This window comes from Cellulomonas sp., assembly GCF_036279715.1.
GTDB lineage: Bacteria > Actinomycetota > Actinomycetes > Actinomycetales > Cellulomonadaceae > Cellulomonas_A.
In genome coordinates, this window is sequence record NZ_DASUIR010000092.1 from 1 (window position 1) to 19980 (window position 19980).

Sequence of the window (19980 nt, forward strand, 5' to 3'; positions counted from 1 at the left end):
GCGGCGTCCTGCGCGACGTAGAGGAACGCGAGCGAGATCATCACGACGACGACGGACATCGCGGCGTGGACGGCCTTGCGGGCGAACAGCAGGCCCAGGGCCCCGAGGACCATGACCGGGCCGAGCACCCAGAACAGGACGGCCTCCGAGGTGGTCGTCACCCCGGCGGTCGTGAGCGCCGTCGGGAGGGTTCCGGTCAGCACCGCCGGCACGGCGGTCGCGAGCAGGCTCATCGGGTCTCCCCCGCTGCGGTCGTCGAGGTGGTGGTCGACGCGGCGGCCGACGAGGTGCGCGACGCGGCCGGCAGCGTCGGGTCGTCCGGGCGGTGCTCGGCGACCCACGCGACCTGCTCGGGCGTCGCGCCCGTGACCTCTCCGCGGTAGTAGTCGGTGTCCGTCGTGCTCGGGACCATCGGGTGCGGTGCAGCGAGCATCCCGTCCCCCAGGGGCGCGAGCAGGTCCTGCTTCTCGTATATGAGCCCGGCGCGGGTCGGGCCTGCGAGCTCGAAGTCGTTGGTCATCGTGAGCGCCCGCGTCGGGCACGCCTCGATGCACAGCGCACAGAAGATGCAGCGCAGGTAGTTGATCTGGTAGACGCTGCCGTACCGCTCGCCGGGCGAGAACTGCTCGTCCGGCGTGTTGTCGGCGGCCTCGACGTAGATCGCGTCTGCGGGGCACGCCCAGGCGCACAGCTCGCAGCCGATGCACTTCTCGAGCCCGTCCGCATAGCGGTTGAGCTGGTGGCGGCCGTGGTACCGCGGCTGGGTGGGGACGCGCTCGAACGGGTACTGCTCCGTGACCATGGGCCGGAACATGTTCGAGAACGTGACGCCGAAGCCCGCGAACGGCGCGACGACCTCCTTGATCCCCGTACGGGTCGGGATGAGCGACGTGTACGCGGTCGGGGCCGCCACGTCGCCTGCCGTGGGGCGAGGCGTGACGTCCTTGGACGGGTCAGCCACCGTGCACCTCCTGCGTGACCTGCGGGGTCGTCGTCTGGTCCGCGGTCGACGCGGCACGGGCGGACGCGCGCTGCGCGCGAGGGGACGGGGGAAGGACCTGGCCGGGCATGGGCGGGACCGGGTAGCCGCCCGCGAACGGGTCGAACACCATGGGTGGACCACCTGCGCCCGGACCTGGTTGTGGCTTCTTCTCCGGGATGAGGAAGGACACCAGGACGCCGACGAGCACCACGCCGGCCAGCCCGAACAGGATCGCTCGAAGGTCCAGGCCCGAGAACTGCCGGACACCCTGGACGACGGAGACGCACACGACCCAGCCCAGCGCGGCCGGGATGAGCACCTTCCAGCCGAACGTCATGAACTGGTCGTACCGGAAGCGCAGCAGCGTGCCGCGGATCCACACGAACAGGAACATGAACAGCCACATCTTGGCGAGGAACCAGAGGACGGGCCACCAGCCGAGGTTGAACATGCCGTCGTTGATGGCCGAGATCGGCCACGGTGCCCGCCAACCGCCGAAGAACAGCGTCGTGGCGACCGCCGAGACGTTCAGCATGTTGATGTACTCCGCGAGGAAGAACCACGCGAACTTCATCGACGAGTACTCGGTCATGAAGCCGGACACGAGCTCGCCCTCGGCCTCGGGCAGGTCGAACGGCAGCCGGTTCGTCTCGCCGACCATCGAGATCACGTAGATGACGAAGGCGGGCAGCAGCGGCAGGAACCACCAGACGGCCGTCTGCGAGCTCACGATCTGGGAGGTCGACATCGACCCCGCGATGATGAACACGCTCACGAGCGACAGCCCCATCGCGAGCTCGTACGAGATGACCTGCGCGGTCGAGCGGACCGAGCCCAGCAGCGGGTACGTCGAGCCCGAGGACCAGCCGCCGAGCACGATGCCGTACACGCCGACCGAGGCGCACGCCAGGACGTAGAGGATCGCGACCGGGAAGTCTGTCAGCTGCAGCGGCGTGACGATCCCGAACATGCTCACGGCCGGCCCGAAGGGGATGACCGCGAACGTCAGGAGCGAGCAGAACACCGCGATCATCGGCGCCACGATGTAGACGACCTTGTCGGCCGCCTTGACGGTGATGTCCTCCTTGAACAGGAGCTTCATCGCGTCGGCGAGCGACTGCAGCAGGCCGAACGGCCCGTGCACGTTGGGCCCGGGACGCTCCTGCATGCGCCCGACGACCTTGCGCTCGAACCAGATCGCGATGAGGACGCTCGTGAGCAGGAACACGATGATGACGACGGCCTTGAGCAGCCAGATCCAGCCGTTGTCGTGGCTGAAGTCGGCGGTCACGGGGAACTGCGCCCCTGACGCCGCCGGGAGCGCAGCAGCGAGCAGCGTCATGACTGCACCTCCGAGTCTGTGCCGACGGTCAGGTCGGTGCTGCCTACGGCCAGCCGGACCAGCGCCCCGGAGCCGGCCCGCAGCGTGTCGCGGACCTCGCTGCCGGGTGAGCAGGTCGGCAGCCACACGATGTGGTCGCCCATCGGCGTCACCGCGACCGGCAGCGTCACCGTACCCGCGTCGGTCGACACGTCGAGCAGGTCGCCGTCCGCCACGCCGACCCCGGCAGCCGTTGCCGCCGAGATGCGAGCCACCGGCCGCTTGGCCGTGCCCGCGAGGAACACCTCGCCGTCCTGCAGGTGACCGGCGTCGAGCAGCTGGTGCCACGTCGCGAGGACCGCGTGACCAGGAGCGATCGCGGGCGGCTCGACCGACTCCGCCTGCGGTGCGGCGATGCGCTCGCCGTCCCACGCACCCAGGTCGTCGAGCTCGTCGTGGACCTCGGTGAGGGTGCGCAGCCCGAGCGTCACGCCGAGCGCGTCGGCCAGGGCGTCGAGGACGCGGTGGTCGGACATCGCGGTCGACGTCAGGGCCTGCGGGAACGGCCGCGGCCGACCCTCCCAGTTGAGGTACGTGCCCGGCTTCTCGACCGGGGGCGCGACCGGCAGGACGACGTCCGCCAGGTCAGTGACCTCGGAGGGACGCACCTCGAGCGAGACCAGGAAGCCCACGGCGGCGAGCGCCTCGCGCGCCGCGGCAGGGTCGGGAAGGTCGCGGACGTCGACGCCGCCGACGACGAGACCCGCGAGCGAGCCGGTCCGGGCCGCCTCGAGCATCGCCGAGACCGAACGGCCCGGCTGCTCGGGCAGGTGGTCGACGCCCCACACCGCGGCGACGTCGACCCGGGCCGCGGCCTGGGCGACCGGACGACCACCGGGGAGGAGGCTCGGCAGCGCGCCGACCTCGATGCCGCCGCGCTCGCCCGCACGCCGCGGGATCCACGCGAGGCGGGCTCCCGTGCGGTCGGCCAGCCGGCGCACCGCGGACAGCCCGCCGGGGATCGCACCGAGGCGCTCACCCACGAGGATCAGGGCGCCGCCGAGCCCGAGCTCCGCCGCGAGCGCGCTCAGCTCGGTTTCGGGGGCGTCCGTCGCGATCGCGTCGAGCACCTCCGGCTCCGTGCCGGGCGCAGCCGCGAGGAGCGTGCCGTCGAGGCGGTCGAGCGCGCGGGTCGCGAACGGTGCGACCGACGTCACGTGCGTGCGACCGGCGAGGACTCCCTTGCGCAGCCGCAGGAACGCGACCCCGGCCTCCTCCTCGGCCTCGAGGGCGACGAGCAGCACCCGCGGGGACCGCTCGAGGTCCGTGAACGTGACGTCGAGGGGGCGCCCGGCGACGCTCGAGGCGAGGAACGCCTCCTCCTCCGCCGAGTGCGGCCGAGACCGCAGGTCGATGTCGTTGGTGCCGAGCGCGACGCGCGCGAACTTCGAGTATGCGTAGGCGTCCTCGATCGTGAGGCGGCCACCGGGGAGCACCCCGACGCCGCGCGCACCGGTCGAACCAGCGTCGGCGCCGATCGCCGCGGCGAGACCTGCCGCCGCGACCTCGAGGGCCTCGGGCCAGCTCGCCGGGACGAGCTCACCGGTCGCCGCGTCGCGCACGAGCGGGGACCGCAGGCGGTCCGGTGCGGACTGCCAGGCGAAGGCGAACCGGTCCTTGTCGGTGATCCACTCCTCGTTGACCGCGGGGTCCTCCCCCGCGAGCCGACGCAGGACGACGCCGCGGCGGTGGTCGACGCGGATCGCCGAGCCGGACGAGTCGTGCTCCGCGACACCCGGGGTCGAGACGAGGTCGAACGGTCGCGAACGGAACCGGTACGCCGCGCTCGTGAGCGCACCGACCGGGCAGATCTGCACGGTGTTGCCGGAGAAGTACGAGGCGAACGGCGCTCCGGACCCGTCGACGAGCTCGGCCGGGCCGATCGGCAGGTCGGCGAACCCGGCCTCGCCGGGCGTCCCGCCGGTCGCGTAGCCGAGGACACCGGTGTCGAACCGACCGATCTGCTGGTTCGCGCCACGCTTCTGCAGGTCGATGAACGGGTCGCCCGCGATCTCCTTCGAGAACCGCGTGCACCGCTGGCACAGGATGCAGCGCTCACGGTCGAGCAGGATCTGCGTCGAGATCGCGATCGGCTTGGGGAACGTCCGCTTGATGTCGACGAAGCGGCTCTGGCTGCGGCCGTTGCTCATCGCCTGGTTCTGCAGGGGGCACTCGCCGCCCTTGTCGCAGACCGGGCAGTCGAGCGGGTGGTTGATGAGCAGCAGCTCCATGACGCCGTGCTGCGCCTTGTCGCTCTCGGCGGACGTCAGCTGCGTCTTGACCTGCATGCCCGGCGTCGCCTCGAGGGTGCACGACGGCTGGGGCTTGGGCATCTTGGCGAGCTTGCCGTCACGGCCAGGGGCCCACACCTCGACGAGGCACTGACGGCACGCACCCACGGGCGCGAGCAGCGGGTGGTCGCAGAACCGCGGGATCGCGATGCCCACCTGCTCGGCGGCCCGGATGACGAGCGTGCCCTTGGGCACCGCCATCTCGATGTCGTCGATCGAGAACGTCACGGCGGTCGCCGGGTCGAGCGGCGTCTCCGCTGCCGCCGGCGGGGGCACGAGGATCCCGGTCGAGGGCTTCGGTGTGGTGGTCGTCATGCGTGTACCCCCGCGAGCTGCCCGGCGCCACGGCGCGGGGTGTAGGTGAACAGCGAGCTTCGCTCCGGTGGGAAGAGCACGTCGGCGGGCGTGTGGGTGCCCGCCTCGAACTCGTCGCGGAAGTACTGGATCGCGGACGTGACCGGGCTCGTCGCACCGTCGCCGAGCGCGCAGAACGCGCGCCCGAGGATGTTGTCGCACAGGTCGAGCAGCGTGTCGATGTCCTCGGTCGTGCCCTCGCCGGCGACGAGGCGCTTCATGATCTGGTCGAGCCAGTACGTGCCCTCGCGGCACGGCGTGCACTTGCCGCACGACTCGTGCTTGTAGAACGCGGTCCAGCGCGCCACAGCCCGGACGACGGACGTCGTCTCGTCGAAGATCTGCAGCGCGCGCGTGCCGAGCATCGAGCCGGCCTTGCCGACCGACTCGTAGTCGAGCGGCACGTCGAGGTGCTCGGCCGTGAACAGCGGGGTGGACGACCCGCCGGGCGTCCAGAACTTCAGCTCGTGGCCCTCGCGGACGCCGCCGGCCATGTCGAGGAGCTCGCGCAGCGTGATGCCGAGCGGCGCCTCGTACTGGCCCGGGCGCGTGACGTGCCCCGACAGGGAGAACAGTCCGAAGCCGGTCGAGCGCTCGGTCCCCATGGACTTGAACCAGTCCGCGCCACCCTCGAGGATCGACGGCACCGAGGCGATCGACTCGACGTTGTTGACCACAGTCGGGCGTGCGTACAGACCCGCGACCGCGGGGAACGGCGGCTTGAGGCGCGGCTGACCGCGCCGGCCCTCGAGCGAGTCGAGCAGCGCCGTCTCCTCGCCGCAGATGTACGCGCCGGCACCGGCGTGCACCGTGATCTCGAGGTCGAAGCCGGTGCCCAGGATGTTGTCCCCGACGTACCCGGCCGCCCTGGCCTCCGCGACCGCGTTGAGCAGCCGCCGGTAGACGTGCACGACCTCGCCGCGCACGTAGATGAACGCGTGGTGGCAGCCGATCGCGTAGGACGTGATGATCGCGCCCTCGATGAGCTCCTGCGGGCTCGCGAGCATGAGCGGGATGTCCTTGCAGGTCCCCGGCTCCGACTCGTCCGCGTTGATCACGAGGTAGCGCGGGCCGCCGTCGGGCGCGGGCAGGAAGCCCCACTTCATGCCCGTCGGGAACCCCGCGCCGCCACGGCCGCGCAGCCCGGAGTCCTTGACCGCGGTCACCACGTCGGCCGGCGCCATCGCGAGCGCCGCGCGCAGACCGCGGTAGCCACCGTTCTTCAGGTACGTCGCCAGGGTCCAGGAGCGGTCGGCCTCCCAGTTCTTGGTCAGCACCGGGGTCAGGGTCGTCGCCTCGGTCATCAGGAGCCCTTCACCTGGTCGGTGGGCTGGTTCGCGCCAGCGGCCGGGAACGGCGGCGCGGTCCAGCCGCGCTCGCGGGCCAGCACCGTGCCGCGCGTCGTGGCCTCGCCCGCACCCACGCCCTCGTCGGCGCGGCCGTCGGTGAACCCGGCGAGGACGCGCGACATGGCCTTGAACGAGCAGACGCTCGCGGCACCCCGCGTCGGGGCGACCGGCTCGCCGGCCCGCAGCCTGTCGACGGTCTCGACCGCGCTCGCGGGCGTCTGGTTGTCGAAGAACTCCCAGTTGACCATGACGACCGGCGCGTAGTCGCAGGCCGCGTTGCACTCGACGCGCTCGAGCGTGATCGCGCCGTCCGCGGTGGTCTCGTCGTTGCCGACGCCGAGGTGGTCGGACAGCTCCTCCCAGATCGCGTCGCCACCCATGACCGCGCACAGCGTGTTGGTACAGACCCCCACGGTGTACTCGCCGTTCGGGCGCCGCTTGTACTGCGTGTAGAACGTGGCGACGGCCGAGACCTCGGCGGTCGACAGGTCGAGCGTCTCGGCGCAGAACGCGATGCCGGCCGGACTCACGTACCCGTCCTCGCTCTGCACGAGGTGCAGCAGCGGCAGGAGCGCCGAGCGGGCCTCGGGGTAGCGCGCGACGACCTGCGCGGCGTCGGCATCCAGCCGAGCGCGCGTGGCGTCGTCATAGGCGCTGCGACGGACGGCAGCGCCCGCGGTCGACGGTGTGCTCTCGACGGACATCAGCGGTCCACCCCTCCCAGGACAGGGTCCAGCGACGCGACGGCCACGACGACGTCGGCGAGCATGCCGCCCTCGCACATGACCGACACGGCCTGCAGGTTGTTGAACGACGGGTCACGGAAGTGCGCCCGGTACGGCTTGGTGCCACCGTCGGACACGAGGTGCACGCCGAGCTCGCCGCGGGGCGCCTCGACGCTCTGGTACACCTGGCCCGCGGGGACCCGGAAGCCCTCCGTCACGAGCTTGAAGTGGTGGATCAGGGCCTCCATCGAGGTGCCCATGATCTCCCGGATGTGGTCGAGCGAGTTGCCCATGCCGTCCGAGCCGATCGCGAGCTGTGCGGGCCACGCGATCTTCTTGTCGGCGACCATGACCGGGCCCGGGCCGGACGCCTGGAGCCGGTCGACCGTCTGCTCGACGATGCGCATGGACTGGTAGATCTCCTCGATCCGGACGATCATCCGGCCCCAGGCGTCGGCCGTCTCGGCGACGGGGATCTCGAAGTCGTACGTCTCGTAGCCGCAGTACGGCGCGGCCTTGCGCACGTCGTACGGGAGGCCCGCCGAGCGCAGGACGGGACCGGTCATGCCGAGCGCCATGCAGCCCGACAGGTTGAGGTAGCCCACGCCCTTCATGCGGCCCTGCAAGATCGGGTTGCCGAGCATGAGGTCCTCGAGCTGGCGCATGTAGCGCTTGATCGTGACCAGGGCCTCGCGGATCGTGTCGAGCGCGCCCGGAGGGATGTCCTGCGCGACGCCGCCGGGGCGCAGGTACGCGTGGTTCATGCGTAGGCCGGTGATCAGCTCGAAGATCTTGAGGACCTCTTCGCGGGCCGTGAAGCCGCTCATCATGATCGTGGTGGCGCCGAGCTCGTTGCCGCCCGACGCGAGGCAGACCAGGTGCGAGCTGATCCGGTTGAGCTCCATCATCAGGACCCGGATGACCGTCGCACGCTCGGGGATGTCGTTCGTGATGCCGAGGAGCTTCTCGACGGCCAGGCAGTACACGGCCTCCGAGGAGATCGGCGCGACGTAGTCCATGCGCGTGCAGTACGTCACGCCCTGGGTCCAGGTACGGAACTCCATGTTCTTCTCGATGCCGGTGTGGAGGTAGCCGACGCCCGCGCGGGCCTCGGTGACCGTCTCACCGTCGATCTCGAGCATGAGCCGGAGCACGCCGTGGGTCGACGGGTGCTGCGGTCCCATGTTGACGACGATGCGTTCCTCGCCGAGCCGTGCGGCCTCTTCGGCGATCTCGGACCAGTCGCCGCCCGCGGCCTCGAACGACGGGATGCCGGTGGCGTCCTCGTCGACGATGTGGCCGGTGGAGCGGGGTGCGCCCGGGGTGCTCGATGTCATCGGTACGACCTCCGCTGGTCCGGGGGCGGCACGGTGGCGCCCTTGTACTCGACCGGGATCCCCCCGAGGGGGTAGTCCTTGCGCTGGGGGTGCCCAGGCCAGTCGTCGGGCATCTCGATGCGCGCGAGCGCGGGGTGCCCGTCGAACTCGATGCCGAAGAAGTCCCAGGTCTCGCGCTCGTGCCAGTCGTGGGTGGGGTACACCGCGACGGTCGACGGGATGTGCGCGTCGCCGTCCGGGACCGAGACCTCGAGCCGCAGCCGCCTGCTGTGCGTGACCGACACCAGGTGGTAGACCGCGTGCAGCTCACGGCCGATGTCGTGCGGGTAGTGCGCGCCGGAGACGCCGAGGCTCAGCTCGAAGCGCAGGTCCTGGTCGTCGCGCAGCGCGCGGCAGACCGTCACGATGTGCTCGCGGGCGACGTTGAGCGTGAGCTCGCCGCGGTCCACGACGACGGACTCGATCGCCGCGTCGAACGCCGTGCCGGACTCCTCGAGGACCTCGGCGAGGATGTCGACGACCTCGTCGAACCAGCCGCCGTAGGGCCTCGCGGACGGGCCGGGCAGGACGATCGTCGTCACGAGGCGGCCGAACCCGGAGGTGTCGCCGGTGCCGGGTGCGCCGAACTGCCCCATCCGGACGTCGAGGACGTCGAGCGGCGCGCGCCCGCCCGGGGACACCGCCGTGGAGGCGCCCTCGAGCTCGGCCGCGCTCGTCGGTTCCTGGGGAGCGTCGCTCATCGCAGCAGCCCTGTCATGTGGGACGTCGGCGTCGCGGCGAGCGCCGCAGCCTCGGCGGCGCGGGCCGCCTCCTCGCGGTTCACGCCGAGCGGCGTGGACTGGATCTGCTCGTGCAGCGCGAGGATCGCATTGATGAGCATCTCGGGGCGGGGCGGACAACCGGGCAGGTAGATGTCGACCGGCACGATGTGGTCGACGCCCTGCACGATCGCGTAGTTGTTGAACATCCCGCCCGACGACGCGCACACGCCCATCGACAGGACCCACTTGGGCTCCGGCATCTGGTCGTAGACCTGCCGGACCACGGGTGCCATCTTCTGGCTCACGCGCCCCGCGACGATCATGAGGTCCGCCTGCCGCGGCGACGCGCGGAAGACCTCCATGCCGAAGCGCGAGATGTCGAAGCGCGACGTCCCGGTCGCCATCATCTCGATCGCGCAGCACGCCAGGCCGAACGTGACCGGCCACAGCGAGCCCTTGCGGAAGTAGCCGACGAGATCCTCGACCGTCGTCAGCAGGAACCCGGAGGGTGCCTCTTCGATGCCCATGTCAGCTCACCCCTAGTCCCACTCGAGTCCACCGCGGCGCCACTCGTACACGAACGGCACCGTGATGATGGCCAGGAAGCCCATCATCGCGACGAGGCCGAACACGGCGAGCTCCGTGAAGTTCACGGCCCACGGATAGAGGAAGACGACCTCGATGTCGAAGATGATGAACGTCATCGCGACGAGGTAGTACTTGATCGGGAACCGGCCACCGCCGACGGCGTGCGGGGTCGGCTCGATGCCGCACTCGTACGCGTCGAGCTTGGCGCGGTTGTAGCGGCGCGGGCCGAGGATCGCGCTCGCGCCGACGCCACCGAGGGCGAGCACAGCGGCGATCCCCATCATCACCAGGATCGGCACGTACGGGTTGGTCATCTCAGAGCCCTCCCGGTCAGGGATTGGGTGGGCCTCGGTGCCGAGGTCCTGCGGTCGGTCGGAGAACAGCCTGTCGTGGAACGGTCGAGGGGCGTGCGGTCGTCGCTCATGCTGCCGGGACGATCTTGGTCAGACCCGAGATGACGCGGTCGACGACGTCGCCACCGCGTGGCTCGTAGCAGTCCGAGAGCAGCTTGAGCGTGAAGCGCATCAGCAGCGGGCGGGGCAGCCCGTACCGCGTGCACAGCCGCATGATCTGCGGGTGCTCGATGATCTTCACGAAGTAGCGGCCGAGCGTGTAGTACCCACCGAGGTCGTCCTTCATGCGGGTCGCGTAGGTCCCGAGTGCGCGCTCGCGACCCGCGGCCGACCCGCGCGAGGCCGCCTGGACGACGGCGTCGGCGGCGAACCGGCCGGCCTGCAGCCCGTACGCGATGCCCTCACCGTTGAACGGGCTGACCATGCCGGCCGAGTCGCCGGCGAGCATGAGGCCGCGCCCGTAGAGCGGCCCGCGGTTGAAGCCCATGGGCAGCGCGGCGCCGCGGACCGGGCCGATCTGGTTGTCGGGCGTGAACTCCCACTCGGCGGGCGCGTTGGCCATCCACTTCCCGAACAGGTCCTTGTAGTCGACCTTCGTCGCGGCGGCCGTCGACGACACGCTGCCGAGGCCCACGTTCGCGGTGCCGTCACCGAGCGAGAAGATCCAGCCGTAGCCGGGCATGAGGTTGGACCGCCCGGGGGCGCCGTCCCACAGCTCGAGGTGGCTCTCCATCCAGGGGTCCTGGTCGCGCGGCGTGCGGAAGTACGTGCGCACCGCGACACCCATCGGGCGGTCGTCGCGCTTGGCGAGCCCCAGGCCGGTCGCGAGCCGTGCGGACACGCCGTCGGCGGCGATGACGACGGGCGCCCGGTAGGTGATCTCGTCGCCGCTGCGCCGACCGTCGTCGTCCACCGGCCGGGCCGTGACGCCGACGACGCGACCCGTGCGCTCGTCGAGCACCGGGCCCGTGACGTTGGTGCGCTCGAGCAGCTTGGCGCCGGCGGCACGGGCGTGCTCGACGAGCGCGTGGTCGAGGCTCATACGCGTGCGCGCCAGCCCGTAGGACGGGTAGCTCGACAGCTCGGGCCAGGGCAGCTCGAGGCGGTGACCGCCACCGACCACGCGCAGACCCTTGTTGCGGATCCAGCCGTCGCTCTCGCGGAGCGGCACGCCCATGGCGACGAGCTCCTTGACCGCGCGGGGCGTCAGGCCGTCGCCGCAGATCTTGTCCCGAGGGAACGACGCCTTGTCGAGGAGCAGCACATCCAGGCCGGCCGACGCGCAGTGGTACGCCGCGCTCGAGCCTGCGGGGCCAGCGCCGACGACGATGACATCAGCGTCATCGTGCCCTGCATTGACCACGGACTTCCCCATTTGTGAAGGCATTCCTGCTACGACTTGCCGAGTCTAACCACCGTCCCACGACGTGTCTGCGAAGGCTTACCTCATCATCGTTGACCAGCTGTGTCCCTGCTCACATCCCCTGCGGCGCCGCACCGACGTGCGGCTCCGGGCCGTCGATTCTCAGGACGGCCGGACCCCACGGTGCAACGCGACGATCCCGCCTGAGAGGTTCCGAAATGCGACCTGACCCCACCCGGCGGCCTTGATCAGCTGCCCGAGACCCTGCTGGTCCGGCCAGTCGCGGATCGACTCGGCCAGGTACACGTAGGCGTCGGGCTCCTTGGACACCGCGCGCGCGACGGGCGGCAGCGCGCGCATGAGGTACTCGGTGTAGACGGTCCGGAACGGGGCCCACGTCGGACGCGAGAACTCGCACACGACCAGTCGCCCGCCGGGACGGGTCACCCGCAGCAGCTCGGCGAGCGCACCGGCGGTGTCCACGACGTTGCGCAGCCCGAACGAGATCGTCACGGCGTCGAACGACTCGTCAGCGAACGGCAGCGCGGTCGCGTCACCGGCGACGAACCCGAGGTCGGGGCGTCGGCGCTTGCCGACCTCGAGCATCCCGAACGACAGGTCGCACGGCACGACGCGCACGCCGGCGTCGGCGAGCGGCTCGCTCGACGTCCCGGTGCCGGCGGCGAGGTCGAGGACCTGCTCGCCGCGCTGCGCCCCCACGGCGGCGAGGGTCGCCCGGCGCCAGTAGCGGTCCTGCCCGAGGGAGATGACGTCGTTCGTCACGTCGTAGCGACGCGCGACGGCGTCGAACATGGCGGCGACGGCACGGGGGTCCTTGTCGAGGGTGGCGCGGGGCATGGCCCCATCGTCTCAGGTCGGCAGGGGTGTCACGTCCGGGGGACGTACCCTGACACACGATGACCAGCACCTCGCCCGATGCCGTCCCGTATCCCTTGGTCGTACGGACGGTTGCGCTCGACGACCTCGCCCACCCCGGCCCTCGCACCGTCGGAGCGCCGTCCGGCACCGACGACGCGACCGCTCTGCTCGACCTGCTGCCGCCCGACGCCCCGCTCGCCTGGGTCCGGCGCGGCGACGGGCTCGTCGGGTGGGGTGAGGCCCTGCGGATCACCGTCACCGGCGCCGACCGGTTCGCCGACGCCGAGCGCGCCTGGCACGAGGTGCTCGCGCACGCGGTCGTGCGGGACGAGGTCGGCCTGCCCGGGACCGGACCGGTCGCGTTCGGCTCGTTCGCGTTCGACGAGGACTCCGCGGCGGGCGGCGTCGTCGTCGTCCCCCGCGTCGTCGTCGGGCGTCGTGCGGGCCGTCTGTGGCTCACGACCATCGACTCGGGCGCGACCCTGCGCCCTGCCCCCACGCTCGCCGACGTGGTCGGTCCTCGGGCACCCGTCCCCTCGCCGGGTGCCGTCACGTTCGGCGACGGCGCCGTCCCGGCGGACCGGTGGCCCGACGTCGTCGGGCAGGGCGTCGCGGCGATCCGCGCGGGCGAGCTGGACAAGGTGGTGCTCGCGCGCGACGTCTGCGCCCGCACCGCCGACCCGCTCGACGTGCGCTGGCCGCTGCACCGCCTCGCCCGGCAGTACCCGTCGTGCTGGACGTTCTCGGTCGACGGCATGCTCGGCGCGACGCCCGAGCTGCTCGTCCGCTCGGAGAAGGGCCTGGTCACCTCGCGCGTGCTCGCCGGGACGATCCGGCGCACGGGCGACGAGAACGCGGACGTCGCGCGCGCCGCGATCCTCGCGCACTCCTCGAAGGACCTCGAGGAGCACGAGTACGCGGTCGCGTCGGTCGCCCACGCTCTCGAACCCTTCTGCTCGTCGATCAACGTGCCCGACGTGCCGTTCGTCCTGCACCTGCCCAACGTCCTGCACCTCGCCTCGGACGTCACGGGGGTCCTGGCCGGCTCGGCTCCCGACGGCGCCGCCACCTCGCCCGCCATCGGTGGCGTCGCCGCACCCGCGAGCATCCACCCGTCGAGCCTCGCGCTCGCCGCGGCGCTGCACCCGTCGGCCGCCGTGTGCGGAACCCCGACGGCCGCCGCGCGCGACCTCATCACCCGGATCGAGGGCATGGACCGTGCCCGCTACGCCGGGCCCGTCGGCTGGTTCGGTGCCGACGGCGACGGCGAGTGGGGCATCGCCCTGCGGTCGGCGCAGGTGGACCCGGACGACCCGCGACGCATCCGGCTGTTCGCCGGCTGCGGGATCGTCGCCGCGTCCGACCCGGCCGCCGAGCTCGCCGAGTCCGAGGCGAAGCTCATCCCCATGCGTGACGCGCTCGCGTCCGACTGACTGGGCAGGGCCGCAGCCACCCGGGTGCGACCAACCGGCGAGCGACGAACGACGAACGAAGGAACGGCCGGCACCCGGGGGTGCCGGCCGTTCCTGTGACGGGACGCGGATGGGGGGTCCGCATCGACCGTCTCCCGGGGGGCGAAGGGAGGACACCCGCCCGGGCGTCTGCGTCAGCCCTGGCCGGTACCGCCCTGGCCCTGCTGCTGCTGCTCCTGGTACCACTTGTACAGCTGGTCCGGGGTCATCTGCCGCGGGTCGGTCGGGGTGGTCGAGTCGGAGCTGGGCGTGGTCGCAGCCTTCGTCGCGAGGGTGACCTTCACGTCGATGGCCTTGCCGTCACGGACCACCGTGAGCGTCGCCTGTGCGCCGGACGCCATGCCACGGACGTAGGCGGTCAAGGACTCGGCGCCGCCGACCGGCTTGCCGTCGATCGCGACGATCACGTCCTTGGCCTGCAGGCTCGCGTTCGCCGCGGGTGAGCCGGCCGTGACCTCCTGGACGACCGCGCCGAGACGGGTCGTGTTGTCCACGGTCGCCGTGCCGTCACTGAGCGAGACGCCCAGGAACGCGTGCTGCGCGGAGCCCGAGGCGACGAGCTGCGCTGCGATGTTCTTGACGAGGTTCACCGGGATCGCGAAGCCGAGACCGATCGAGCCCGACGAGCTGGACAGCGTCGCGATCGACGACGTGATGCCGACGACCCGGCCCTCGGCGTCGAACAGCGGGCCACCGGAGTTGCCCGGGTTGACCGCCGCGTCGATCTGGATCGCGTTCGTCACGACCGCGTCCGAGCTCGAGCCCGTGGTCGACGTCGACACCGGCCGGTCGACGGCCGAGACGATGCCCGTCGTGACCGTGTTGGCCAGGCCGAGCGGGTTGCCGACCGCCATGACGGGCTGGCCGACCACGATCGCGCCCGAGTCACCGAGCGCCGCGGGCGACAGGTCGCTCGGAGCGTCCTTGAGCTTGATCACCGCGAGGTCCGTCGTCGCGTCCTTGCCCACGATCGTGGCCTTGAACACGCGCCCGTCCGTGAGCGTCACCGAGACGTCGCCCTGCGCACCCTCGACCACGTGGTTGTTCGTGATGATGTTGCCGGTCTTGTCGAGGATGACGCCCGAGCCCTGCGCGCTGCCGCTGGTCGTCGTGACCTCGATCGCGACGACCGAGGCCTGCACGGCCGCGGCGACCTTCTGCCAGTCGGGGTTGTCGGACGTCGAGCCCGCGACCGGGACGGACGAGTTGGTGCTCTGCCCGATGGTCGCGAACGACGCGGGCGTCGCGTTCGAGGTGCCGTCGTCGAACGCATGGGTCAGCGCCGCCGTCCCGAAGCTCGCGAGCAGAGCAGCGCCGGCTGCGGCTGCGGTGACCGGCAGCCAGATCGACCGCCGGGCCTGGGTCGGGACCGCACCGGGCTCGGTCGCGCCGGACGCCTGACCGGGCGCCTGTCCAGGAGCGAGGAACGGGTCGGCGCCCGACCGGGCTGCGTGGTGCTGGGCGGCGGCCGCATGCTGCCGGGCCGCGGCCTCCTGGGCGGCCGCGTGCTGAGCGGCCGCGTGCTGCTGCGCGGCGACGTACTGCTGCGCGGCGTAGTGCACGCGCGGGTCGACGCCCGGCGCGGGCTGCGGCGGCAGGAAGGGGTTGGCAGGCTGGGCCGGGGGCGTCGGCGGCAGGGGCTGCGTCACCTGCGTCGGCGGCAAGGGCTGGGTGGGGTGCTCGGTCGCTGCCGGCGGCGCGGTCGCTGCGGGGTGCTCGGACGCTGCGGCGGACTCGACCGGCGTCGTGCCGCCGGTGGTCTGCGCTGCGTTCTGCTCGGGCTCGGCCGAGCCGGGGACCTCGGGTGCGGTGCTCATGGGATCTGCCCTCCTTGTTGTCCACCATGACACCCGGGGGCGCTGTGCGCAGTCTTGAGAGTTCCTGGGAATCGGCTGCGAATCGTTCGCGAGCGGGTCGACGTCGCTCGCAGAGGCGGACGGGGACGGCTCAGCGCGAGAGGGCTGTGACCGCGTCGTCGACCGCGTCGGCGATCCGGGCCATGAGCGCGCGCCGACCGGCACGGTCGACCCGGACCTCGACCACCGACACGCCGGGTCCGGGCGCTGCGAGCGCCGGGGCGAGCCCGTCGACGTCGCCGACCCGGGTGTGCCGGACGCCGTACGCGGCACACAGCGCGGACAGGTCGGCCCCGTGCGGGGTCCCGAACACGCGCTCGAAGACGTCTGCGCGCTCGGGGGCGCCGTGCTCGAGGGTCGCGAAGATCGAACCGCCGTCGTCGTTGGCGACGACGATCTGCAGGTCGGCCGTGGCCTCGAGGGAACCGCGCAGCAGCCCGCCGACGTCGTGCAGGAACGTCAGGTCCCCGACGAGCGCCCGCACGCGACGCGCCGGCAGCGCCAGAGCGACCCCGATCGCGGTCGAGAGCGTCCCGTCGATCCCGGCGAGCCCACGGTTCGCGAGCACGAGCGGTGGGGCGTCCCACGCGCCGACGAGGTCGAGGTCGCGCACCGGGTTGCTTGAGCCGACGACGAGCACGTCGTCCCCGGACGTGGCGCGCGCGACCGCCCGCGCGAGCAGCGGCCCGGTCACGCGGGTGCCGGCCCGCGACGGTGCCGCGAGGACCTCGGGGTCCAGGACGCCGTCGACCGCCGCGAGCGCCGCCGAGCCGGCTGCCACCCACGCGTCGAGCCACGCACCCGAGAGCGGCCTCTCCCCGGCGGAGGGGCCGAGCAGCCGAGCCGGCACCTCGGCGAGCACCTGCACCGCGGAGCGTGTCGCGTCGGGCCAGTCGGCACCGCGCGGGGCGATGACGACCACCTCGACGTCCTCGCGCGCCAGCAGCGTCGTGACCGGGCGTGACAGCGTGGGGCGCCCGAGCACGAGCACCCGACGCACCCGCCCGCCGAGCTCCGGCCGGGTGAGCAGGAGGCGGTAGGCGCCAACAGCGCACGGCCCGCCGAGCGCGCCCGACGACGGCTCGGCGAGCAGCGGCCAGCCGTTCGCCTCGGCGATCGCCCGTGCGTCCGGACCGGCGCCGTCGCCCGCGACCACGACCGTGCCGGTGTCGTCCGACGCTCCGGGCGCGGTGTGGGACTCGCCGTCGTCCCGCGTCACCGCGCGCCGCCGGACCTCGACGAGCCCCGCGGTCGACGGCGCAGGCCAGGTCGCGCCGGACGGTGCCAGCGGCTCCCGGAACGCGAGGTCGAGATGGACCGGACCAGGCGCACCGGTTCGCGAACCCAGCGCTGCGGCGACGGCTCGCGCGAGGAGGTGGCGCAGGTCACGTCCCTCCCCGGTGCGACCCGTCGGCGCGGGCACGTCGGCGGCGAACCGCACGGCTGAACCGAACAGCCCGACCTGGTCGGTGGTCTGGTTCGCACCCGTGCCGCGCAGCTCGTGCGGGCGGTCGGCGGTGAGGATCAGGAGCGGCAGGCCGGCGTGCGAGGCCTCGAGGACGGCCGGGTGCAGGTTCGCGACCGCGGTGCCCGACGTCGTGACCACCGCGACCGGACGGGTCTCGCCGACGGCATCCGCGGCCTTGGCCAGCCCGAGCGCGAGGAACCCGGCGGACCGCTCGTCGACGCGCACGTGCAGCATGAGGGACGGCGCACCGTCCGGACGGTCGCCGTCGGGCCGGGCCGCGTCCGCGAGCGCGTAGGCGAGGGGCGCGCTGCGCGAGCCGGGGGCCAGCACGACCTCCCGGACCCCGAGCGCTGCGAGCGCCTGGACGAGCACCCGCGCGGCAGTGGTCGCCGGGTTGTCCGCAGCAGTCGTCACGTGCCCACCGTAATCGGGCCGCGGCGTGCGTCAGCCACGGTCGGTCGCTGCCAGGACGGATCGGACCGCGTCCAGGCGCTCGCGCCACCGGGCGAGGGTCGGCGCATCGGCGCGGACAGCCTCGAGCAGGTCCGGGGCGACGTCGGGCCGGTCCACGCGGATCGCGCCGTCGACGGGCAGGAGGGGGTGCGCGACGACGTCGGCGGTGAGCAGCTGGGCCGTCGCGAGCCCGCACGCGTACGGCAGCTCGGACAGGGCCGCTGCGAGCGCGATCCCCGCAGCGAGGCCGACCGACGTCTCGAGCGCCGAGGACACGACGACGGGCAGGCCCACCTGCTCGGCGAGCGCAAGGCACGCCCGCACCCCGCCGAGCGGCTGCACCTTGAGCACCACGATGTCCGCGGCATGCGCCCGCACGACGGCCAGGGGGTCCTCGGCTCGGCGGATCGACTCGTCGGCGGCGATCGGCACGTGGGTCGCGCGCCGGACGGCCGCGAGGTCCGCGACGGTCGGGACGGGCTGCTCGGCGTACTCGAGGCCGCCCGCGGCCCGGTCGAGGACCGAGAGCCGAGACAGCGCGGTGTCGACGTCCCACAGCCCGTTCGCGTCGATGCGGATCGCACCCCCCGGCCCGATCGCGTCGCGCACGGCCTCGAGGCGCGCGATCTCGTCGTCGACCGACTGCCCCGGCTCGGCGACCTTGACCTTCGCGGTCCGGCAGCCCCCGGACGCGGTCACGATGCGGTGCGCAGTCGTGGCGTCGACCGCGGGGACCGTCACGTTGACCGCGATGTGGGTCCGCACCGCGGGCGGCCACCCGTCGTCGGCGGCCTCGCGCGCCGCCCGCCACCACGCGGCCGACTCCGCGGCGTCGTAGTCCCAGAACGGCGAGAACTCGCCCCAGCCGGCCGCCCCGTGCACGAGGACGCCCTCGCGCACCGTGATCCCGCGGAAGCGGGTGCGCATCGGGATCGAGTACACGTGCAGGTCAGGCATGACCCCAGGCTACGGCCGGCTGCAGTCCGCCTCTGCTGCGGTCCGCCTACGCTGGGCGCGTGAGCGCAATCCCCGCGAAGGTGTCCGAGACGTTCGACCCGAGCCGCTGGCGCACCGTCGCCGGGTTCGAGGACCTGACGGACATGACGTACCACCGAGGCGTCGCGCGGGGGGTGGCCGACGACGGCGCACCGACCGAGCGTGACCTACCCGTCGTGCGTGTCGCGTTCGACCGGCCCGAGGTCCGCAACGCGTTCCGCCCCCACACGGTCGACGAGCTCTACCGCGCGCTCGACCACGCACGCATGAGCTCCGACGTCGGCACCGTGCTGCTCACCGGCAACGGCCCGAGCCCCAAGGACGGCGGCTGGGCGTTCTGCTCGGGCGGCGACCAGCGCATCCGCGCCCGCGACGGCTACCGGTACACGGACGACCCCGACGCGCAGACCGCGGACGCGATCGACCCGGCCCGCGCCGGGCGGCTCCACATCCTCGAGGTGCAGCGGCTGATCCGGACGATGCCGAAGGTCGTCGTCGCGGTCGTCGGCGGATGGGCCGCGGGCGGCGGGCACTCGCTGCACGTCGTGGCCGACCTCACGATCGCGTCCCGCCAGCACGCGCGCTTCATGCAGACCGACGCGAACGTCGGCTCGTTCGACGGCGGCTACGGCTCCGCCCTGCTCGCGCGCCAGGTCGGTCAGAAGCGCGCTCGCGAGATCTTCTTCCTCGCCCGCGAGTACTCGGCCGAGGACGCGCTCGCCTGGGGCGCCGTGAACGACGTCGTCGACCACGACGACCTCGAGGACGCCGCCCTCGAGTACGCGCGGATCATCGCGACGAAGTCTCCGCAGGCGATCCGGATGCTCAAGTTCGCGTTCAACCTGGCCGACGACGGCCTCGCAGGTCAGCAGGTCTTCGCCGGAGAGGCCACCCGGCTCGCGTACCTCACGGACGAGGCGGTCGAGGGTCGCGACGCGTTCCTCGAGCACCGCGAGCCGGACTGGTCCGGATTCCCGTACGCGTTCTGAGGAGTGCTCGCGCGCCCCGCCTGACGCGGTTCAGCGGCTCACGAACGTCCACGAGAGCAACGAGACGAGCTGGCTGACGACGTAGGCGGTGCCGATGAGGAGCCCCAGCAGCACTGCGCCGGCGCCCAGCACCGCCCCGATCGCGTGCACGCGCTCCCCGTGGTCCTCACCGTGGTCCGACGTGATCGTGGTCATGCGACCACCCTGCGTCAGGGCGGGCGGATGCGGATCAGCCCGCGGTACCGATCCCGCGTGGGCGGGCTCCCCCGGCGGGAGCAGCCGTGCCGGCGCCGCCTCCACCCCGGGGCGGAGCTGCGGGGCTCAGCCCAGGGTCAGCGACCCGCTGCCGGCCGGCACGAGCTCGACCCAGGTGGCGCCGGGTG

The 19980-nt window shown here is 72.5% G+C and carries 17 protein-coding genes and 1 pseudogene; 2 read left to right on the forward strand and 16 right to left on the reverse strand.

Translation table 11 applies throughout. From position 1 onward, the window contains the following. The 12 genes and pseudogenes from VFW79_RS09375 to VFW79_RS09430 form a co-directional block, all read right to left on the reverse strand. Window positions 1-233: pseudogene (locus VFW79_RS09375) on the reverse strand (NADH-quinone oxidoreductase subunit J); the annotation flags it as partial. Beyond that, window positions 230-913 (reverse strand): NADH-quinone oxidoreductase subunit NuoI, encoded by a 684-nt coding sequence (gene nuoI / locus VFW79_RS09380; RefSeq protein WP_329677060.1) that lies wholly within the window; start codon window positions 911-913, stop codon window positions 230-232. The pseudogene VFW79_RS09375 and the gene nuoI, both read right to left, overlap by 4 nt. Before the next feature lie 40 nt (window positions 914-953). Next, window positions 954-2324 (reverse strand): NADH-quinone oxidoreductase subunit NuoH, encoded by a 1371-nt coding sequence (gene nuoH / locus VFW79_RS09385; RefSeq protein WP_329677045.1) that lies wholly within the window; start codon window positions 2322-2324, stop codon window positions 954-956. Next, the gene (locus VFW79_RS09390; protein ID WP_329677046.1) at window positions 2321-4969 is read right to left on the reverse strand and encodes an NADH-quinone oxidoreductase subunit G; all 2649 of its coding nucleotides are present in this window, start codon (window positions 4967-4969) and stop codon (window positions 2321-2323) included. The genes nuoH and VFW79_RS09390 overlap by 4 nt, the downstream gene beginning before the upstream one ends. After that, on the reverse strand, window positions 4966-6312 hold the full coding sequence (gene nuoF / locus VFW79_RS09395) for an NADH-quinone oxidoreductase subunit NuoF (protein WP_329677047.1): 1347 nt from the start codon (window positions 6310-6312) through the stop codon (window positions 4966-4968). The genes VFW79_RS09390 and nuoF overlap by 4 nt, the downstream gene beginning before the upstream one ends. Next, complete coding sequence (gene nuoE / locus VFW79_RS09400) at window positions 6312-7061, reverse strand: NADH-quinone oxidoreductase subunit NuoE (protein WP_329677048.1); 750 nt, start codon at window positions 7059-7061, stop codon at window positions 6312-6314. Before nuoE ends, nuoF begins: the two co-directional genes overlap by 1 nt. Then, window positions 7061-8419, reverse strand: coding sequence for an NADH-quinone oxidoreductase subunit D (locus VFW79_RS09405; RefSeq protein ID WP_329677049.1), 1359 nt, complete (start codon window positions 8417-8419; stop codon window positions 7061-7063). The genes nuoE and VFW79_RS09405 overlap by 1 nt, the downstream gene beginning before the upstream one ends. Then, window positions 8416-9159 carry an NADH-quinone oxidoreductase subunit C gene (locus VFW79_RS09410; RefSeq protein WP_329677050.1) on the reverse strand — a complete coding sequence of 248 codons (744 nt, stop codon included), beginning with the start codon at window positions 9157-9159 and terminating at the stop codon, window positions 8416-8418. The genes VFW79_RS09405 and VFW79_RS09410 overlap by 4 nt, the downstream gene beginning before the upstream one ends. Continuing rightward, complete coding sequence (locus VFW79_RS09415) at window positions 9156-9707, reverse strand: NADH-quinone oxidoreductase subunit B family protein (RefSeq protein ID WP_329677051.1); 552 nt, start codon at window positions 9705-9707, stop codon at window positions 9156-9158. The genes VFW79_RS09410 and VFW79_RS09415 overlap by 4 nt, the downstream gene beginning before the upstream one ends. A gap of 12 nt (window positions 9708-9719) precedes the next feature. Continuing rightward, window positions 9720-10082: an NADH-quinone oxidoreductase subunit A gene (locus tag VFW79_RS09420; protein WP_109130809.1), complete on the reverse strand. Its 363-nt coding sequence runs from the start codon at window positions 10080-10082 to the stop codon at window positions 9720-9722. 106 nt (window positions 10083-10188) lie between these two features. After that, window positions 10189-11496 (reverse strand): geranylgeranyl reductase family protein, encoded by a 1308-nt coding sequence (locus VFW79_RS09425; RefSeq protein ID WP_329677052.1) that lies wholly within the window; start codon window positions 11494-11496, stop codon window positions 10189-10191. 150 nt (window positions 11497-11646) lie between these two features. Next, the gene (locus VFW79_RS09430) at window positions 11647-12342 is read right to left on the reverse strand and encodes a demethylmenaquinone methyltransferase (protein ID WP_329677053.1); all 696 of its coding nucleotides are present in this window, start codon (window positions 12340-12342) and stop codon (window positions 11647-11649) included. Window positions 12343-12401: 59 nt separating this feature from the next. On the opposite strand from VFW79_RS09430, the gene VFW79_RS09435 reads away from it, so the two are divergent. Then, window positions 12402-13796 carry an isochorismate synthase gene (locus VFW79_RS09435; protein WP_329677054.1) on the forward strand — a complete coding sequence of 465 codons (1395 nt, stop codon included), beginning with the start codon at window positions 12402-12404 and terminating at the stop codon, window positions 13794-13796. Between the two features lie 173 nt (window positions 13797-13969). On the opposite strand, the gene VFW79_RS09440 is transcribed toward VFW79_RS09435, so the two are convergent. The 3 genes from VFW79_RS09440 to VFW79_RS09450 all read right to left on the reverse strand — a co-directional run bounded on the left by VFW79_RS09440 (window position 13970) and on the right by VFW79_RS09450 (window position 18569). Further along, window positions 13970-15652, reverse strand: coding sequence for a S1C family serine protease (locus VFW79_RS09440; RefSeq protein WP_329677055.1), 1683 nt, complete (start codon window positions 15650-15652; stop codon window positions 13970-13972). Between the two features lie 130 nt (window positions 15653-15782). Beyond that, window positions 15783-17573, reverse strand: coding sequence for a 2-succinyl-5-enolpyruvyl-6-hydroxy-3-cyclohexene-1-carboxylic-acid synthase (gene menD / locus VFW79_RS09445; protein ID WP_329677056.1), 1791 nt, complete (start codon window positions 17571-17573; stop codon window positions 15783-15785). Window positions 17574-17603: 30 nt separating this feature from the next. Continuing rightward, window positions 17604-18569: an o-succinylbenzoate synthase gene (locus tag VFW79_RS09450; RefSeq protein ID WP_329677057.1), complete on the reverse strand. Its 966-nt coding sequence runs from the start codon at window positions 18567-18569 to the stop codon at window positions 17604-17606. 59 nt (window positions 18570-18628) lie between these two features. Between VFW79_RS09450 and VFW79_RS09455 the strand changes: the two genes are divergently transcribed. Then, window positions 18629-19597: a 1,4-dihydroxy-2-naphthoyl-CoA synthase gene (locus VFW79_RS09455; RefSeq protein ID WP_329677058.1), complete on the forward strand. Its 969-nt coding sequence runs from the start codon at window positions 18629-18631 to the stop codon at window positions 19595-19597. A 30-nt stretch (window positions 19598-19627) separates the two neighbouring features. On the opposite strand, the gene VFW79_RS09460 is transcribed toward VFW79_RS09455, so the two are convergent. Then, window positions 19628-19792 carry a hypothetical protein gene (locus VFW79_RS09460; protein WP_329677059.1) on the reverse strand — a complete coding sequence of 55 codons (165 nt, stop codon included), beginning with the start codon at window positions 19790-19792 and terminating at the stop codon, window positions 19628-19630. Window positions 19793-19980: the final 188 nt, after the last annotated feature.

What these genes read in the sequence shown, in the direction of transcription:
- nuoF (WP_329677047.1), bottom strand. Translation starts at nt 6,312, where the DNA reads ATGACCGAGGCGACGACCCTGACCCCGGTGCTGACCAAGAACTGGGAG.
- nuoH (WP_329677045.1), bottom strand. Translation starts at nt 2,324, where the DNA reads ATGACGCTGCTCGCTGCTGCGCTCCCGGCGGCGTCAGGGGCGCAGTTC.
- VFW79_RS09440 (WP_329677055.1), bottom strand. Translation starts at nt 15,652, where the DNA reads ATGAGCACCGCACCCGAGGTCCCCGGCTCGGCCGAGCCCGAGCAGAAC.
- VFW79_RS09435 (WP_329677054.1), top strand. Translation starts at nt 12,402, where the DNA reads ATGACCAGCACCTCGCCCGATGCCGTCCCGTATCCCTTGGTCGTACGG.
- VFW79_RS09410 (WP_329677050.1), bottom strand. Translation starts at nt 9,159, where the DNA reads ATGAGCGACGCTCCCCAGGAACCGACGAGCGCGGCCGAGCTCGAGGGC.
- VFW79_RS09425 (WP_329677052.1), bottom strand. Translation starts at nt 11,496, where the DNA reads ATGGGGAAGTCCGTGGTCAATGCAGGGCACGATGACGCTGATGTCATC.
- VFW79_RS09405 (WP_329677049.1), bottom strand. Translation starts at nt 8,419, where the DNA reads ATGACATCGAGCACCCCGGGCGCACCCCGCTCCACCGGCCACATCGTC.
- VFW79_RS09415 (WP_329677051.1), bottom strand. Translation starts at nt 9,707, where the DNA reads ATGGGCATCGAAGAGGCACCCTCCGGGTTCCTGCTGACGACGGTCGAG.
- VFW79_RS09460 (WP_329677059.1), bottom strand. Translation starts at nt 19,792, where the DNA reads ATGACCACGATCACGTCGGACCACGGTGAGGACCACGGGGAGCGCGTG.
- nuoE (WP_329677048.1), bottom strand. Translation starts at nt 7,061, where the DNA reads ATGTCCGTCGAGAGCACACCGTCGACCGCGGGCGCTGCCGTCCGTCGC.
- VFW79_RS09450 (WP_329677057.1), bottom strand. Translation starts at nt 18,569, where the DNA reads ATGCCTGACCTGCACGTGTACTCGATCCCGATGCGCACCCGCTTCCGC.
- VFW79_RS09430 (WP_329677053.1), bottom strand. Translation starts at nt 12,342, where the DNA reads ATGCCCCGCGCCACCCTCGACAAGGACCCCCGTGCCGTCGCCGCCATG.
- VFW79_RS09390 (WP_329677046.1), bottom strand. Translation starts at nt 4,969, where the DNA reads ATGACGACCACCACACCGAAGCCCTCGACCGGGATCCTCGTGCCCCCG.
- VFW79_RS09420 (WP_109130809.1), bottom strand. Translation starts at nt 10,082, where the DNA reads ATGACCAACCCGTACGTGCCGATCCTGGTGATGATGGGGATCGCCGCT.